The sequence below is a fragment of the Methylobacterium hispanicum genome, from assembly GCF_022179285.1.
Classification (GTDB): domain Bacteria; phylum Pseudomonadota; class Alphaproteobacteria; order Rhizobiales; family Beijerinckiaceae; genus Methylobacterium; species Methylobacterium hispanicum.
In genome coordinates, this window is the sequence record NZ_BPQO01000104.1 from 1 (window position 1) to 471 (window position 471).

Here is a 471-nt window from a genome sequence, read left to right on the forward strand (position 1 = left end):
GGCCGGCGACGACCTCGTCGAGGGCGGCGCGGGTGACGACACCCAGTACGGCGGCGACGGCAACGACATCCTGGGCGGCCAGGGTGGCAACGACCTGCTGCAGGGTGGGGCAGGCAACGACCGCCTCTACGGTGACGAGGGCGACGACGTGCTCGGCGGTCAGTCGGGCGATGACTACCTCGACGGCCAGACCGGCAACGACCGGCTCTGGGGCGACGAGGGCGACGACACGCTGCTGGGAGGCGACGGCGACGACGTCCTGGAAGGCGGGCTCGACAACGACCTTCTCCGGGGCGAGGCCGGCGCCGACACGCTTCTGGGCGATGCCGGCAACGACGTGCTGGAAGGCGGGCTCGGCAACGACCTGCTCTACGGCGGCGCCGGCAACGACAGCCTCAAGGGCGGCGACGGCACCGATATCCTCTACGGCGAGGCCGGCGACGACCTCGTCGAGGGCGGCGCGGGTGACGA

1 protein-coding gene is annotated in these 471 nt (G+C 72.4%); it reads left to right on the plus strand.

Going from position 1 to position 471, the window contains the following annotated elements:
• Positions 1-471, plus strand: a 471-nt coding sequence (locus MFF56_RS31945; RefSeq protein WP_283207458.1) for a calcium-binding protein, incomplete at both ends; no start/stop codon positions are given.